This window comes from Kitasatospora sp. NPDC056800 (assembly GCF_042789775.1).
Lineage (GTDB): Bacteria > Actinomycetota > Actinomycetes > Streptomycetales > Streptomycetaceae > Kitasatospora.
In genome coordinates, this window is record NZ_JBHUAL010000385.1 from 1 (window position 1) to 2619 (window position 2619).

Sequence of the window (2619 nt, forward strand, 5' to 3'; positions counted from 1 at the left end):
GTCTGCTTCGTCGTGGTTGTTGGGTTTGGGGGGCTCGTATTTGTGTATCCGCGCCCGTCCTGCGCCTTCTGGGGGGGGGGGGCGGGCCCGCCCGACGACATTGATCGGTCACCGGACCCGCCCGGCGGGTCGCCTCGCCGCGCACAGGAAGTCGACCCGGCCGACTTCCTACGCAGCGGTAGCGGCGCTGCGTGGTGGGGTGAAGCGCTATTCGGCTGTCGACCATCACCGTCCCCGAGATCCCGCAGGCCGTGCGGGACTTGACCGCCGTCGGCATCCGCTCGGTAAAGGTGTTCGCCAACAGTCCGCGCCGTGACGAGCGGGCCGCCGGTGCCGTCGCGTCGGACAGCCTGATGGTGCGGGCCGTCCGCGCCGTCAAGACACCGAGCCCGGCATGGCCGCGATGACCCGGGGTACCACCCGGGCCGTGCGGCAGGCGCTGGACGAGGCCGGTCACCGGGACGTGGCGACCATGCCGCACCTGATCTTCGACTCCGCCCTCTATGAGGGCTACCGCACCACTATGCGGGCCAGCCCCGCCCCCGCCGCCCGTTCCAGATCAGCCCTCGCAGCCCGGAGACCGCCGTCGACACCGGACTCGCCTTCCTCGGCGAGGGGGCGGACATGCTGCTGCTGGAGCCGGGGATGCTGTCGGTGGACGTGCTCGCCAGCCTCAGGGTCAGGACGGCAGCCCCGCTGATGCCGTTCTCCGTCTCCGGCGAGTACACCCGCCTCGCCCCGCCCGACCCGGCCACCGGACAGCGGGACTTCCGCCCGCTCGCGGAGCTGTTCGCCATGCTCAAGCGGGCCGGAGCGGACCGGATCGTCACCTACGCGGCAGTGGGCCGGACCTCCGCCAGGATGCCCTCCGCGCCCTGGTCCAGCAGGAGGCCGGCTACGAGCACTCCCAGCTTCTCCGGCTCGCTCACCGGGCCGGAGAGCCGGGCCTCCACCTGCCGCCCGCCGTCCACAGAGGTGACCTGCCCGTGCAGGGTCAGGACGTCGCCGTCGACCTTGCCGAACGCACCGACCGGCACCGAGCATCCGCCGTGGAGCTCCGCCAGCATCGCCCGCTCGGCCCGCACTTCCACGTCGGTCACGAGGTCACCGGCCCCGGCCAGGACCTCGCGGGCCCACTCGTTGTCCTCCCGGATCTGGATGCCCAGCGCACCCTGCCCGGGAGACGGCGGAAACAGCCCGACCGGCAGGATCTCGCTGATCTCCTCGCCGCGGCCGAGCCGCTTGATCCCGGCGGCCGCCAGGACGACAGCGTCCAGCTGTTGGGTCCTGAGCTTGCCGAGCCTGGTCGGGACGTTCCCCCGGATCTCCACCGGCACCAAGTCCGGACGGACATGCAGCAGCTGGGCGATCCGGCGCGACGCCGACGTCCCGATCCTGCCCCCGTACGGAAGGGCCGCCAGCGTCGAGCCGCACAGGGCATCGTGCACGTCCGCACGGGTGGGTGGGGGCAGGAGGATCAGGCCGGGAGGGTTCGCGGTCGGCAGGTCCTTGAGCGAGTGCACGATCACGTCGACCTCACCGGACACCAGCGCGTTCACCTGGTTCACCGAGAACGCCGAGCCGCCGCCGCGCTCCGAGACGTCCCTCAGAGCCGACCTGCGGTCCTGATCACCAGCCTCCGTGATCACTCGCCGGCGGAACACCACGCCGGGGAAGCGCTCCCGCAGTGGTGCCAGGAACTCCCCGACCTGAGCCCGCGCCAGGTGACTGGCCCGCGACCCCACCACCAGTGTGCTCATAAGCCAACTCCAGGCATCAGACGAGGCGTTGGCCGCAAATGCTACCTGCATCGAACACGCCCGTTTTCCGACGTTATATCGGAAAACGGGAAAGAGTCACGGGAGACGTACACCACCCGAGCCGCCGTCGGCCCAGTGCCGCATCAAGCAACGTCCGCCCTGTGTGACGCGCCGTCCGGACGGTGATCCGGGCGGCGCGTTGCACGTCATGCTGAGTCTCGCGATCAGGGCCAACGCAGCCTGGCTGTCGACGATTTCTCGAAGACCGGCTCTCCACGCCCCAGTACGGGGCACCGCCGAAATCGCGGTCGCGGACAGCCGTGGCTGACGGTCCCCTCCAGAGCGTGTGCTTCGCTCTGGCAGGATGCGCCGGTGATCAACTACAGCACCGATCTCTCCGGTCTTGCGGAGCAGGACCTTTCCGGGTTCTTCGTAGGCTGGCCCGCACCGCCGACGGCCGCGCAGCACCTTGCCGTGCTCAAGGGCAGTTACCGGGTCGTGGTTGCCCTGGATGCCGGGACGGGGCACGTCGTGGGCTTCGTCAACATGATCAGCGACGGGGTCCTCACGGGCTTCATCCCGTGGCTGGAGGTCTTGCCCGAATACCAGGGGAAAGGCATCGGCGGGCAGTTGGTCCGGCGGGTCCTCGCCGAGGCGGAACATCTGTACTCCGTGGACCTGACCTGCGACGAGCCGCTGCGCGCGTATTACGAGAAGCTCGGAATGCTGCCGCTGAGAGGCATGGCCGTCCGACGGTGGCAGGTACTGGCCCCGGAGCGCCGAGTTCCGGCGGAGTCCTGAAAGCCACGGTTGACTTCGGCCCCGCCGACTTCCTACGCAGGTGTGGTGCCGTTGCCGC

2 protein-coding genes and 1 pseudogene are annotated in these 2619 nt (G+C 70.0%); 2 read left to right on the forward strand and 1 reads right to left on the reverse strand.

Annotated elements, in window-relative coordinates; translation table 11 throughout:
* Window positions 1-558 precede the first annotated feature (558 nt).
* A pseudogene (locus tag ACFRQN_RS40470) lies at window positions 559-780 on the forward strand (hypothetical protein); the annotation flags it as partial.
* A gap of 50 nt (window positions 781-830) precedes the next feature.
* Here ACFRQN_RS40470 and hemC read toward each other — a convergent pair.
* On the reverse strand, window positions 831-1760 hold the full coding sequence (gene hemC / locus ACFRQN_RS40475; protein WP_380745638.1) for a hydroxymethylbilane synthase: 930 nt from the start codon (window positions 1758-1760) through the stop codon (window positions 831-833).
* Between the two features lie 372 nt (window positions 1761-2132).
* Here hemC and ACFRQN_RS40480 point away from each other — a divergent pair, with 372 nt between their 5' ends.
* Entirely contained in the window at window positions 2133-2561 is a 429-nt protein-coding gene (locus tag ACFRQN_RS40480) for a GNAT family N-acetyltransferase (protein ID WP_380745639.1), read from the forward strand.
* Window positions 2562-2619: the final 58 nt, after the last annotated feature.

Bases quoted from the DNA above. Each gene is read 5' to 3' on its own strand.
- hemC (WP_380745638.1), bottom strand. From the start codon at position 1,760: ATGAGCACACTGGTGGTGGGGTCGCGGGCCAGTCACCTGGCGCGGGCT.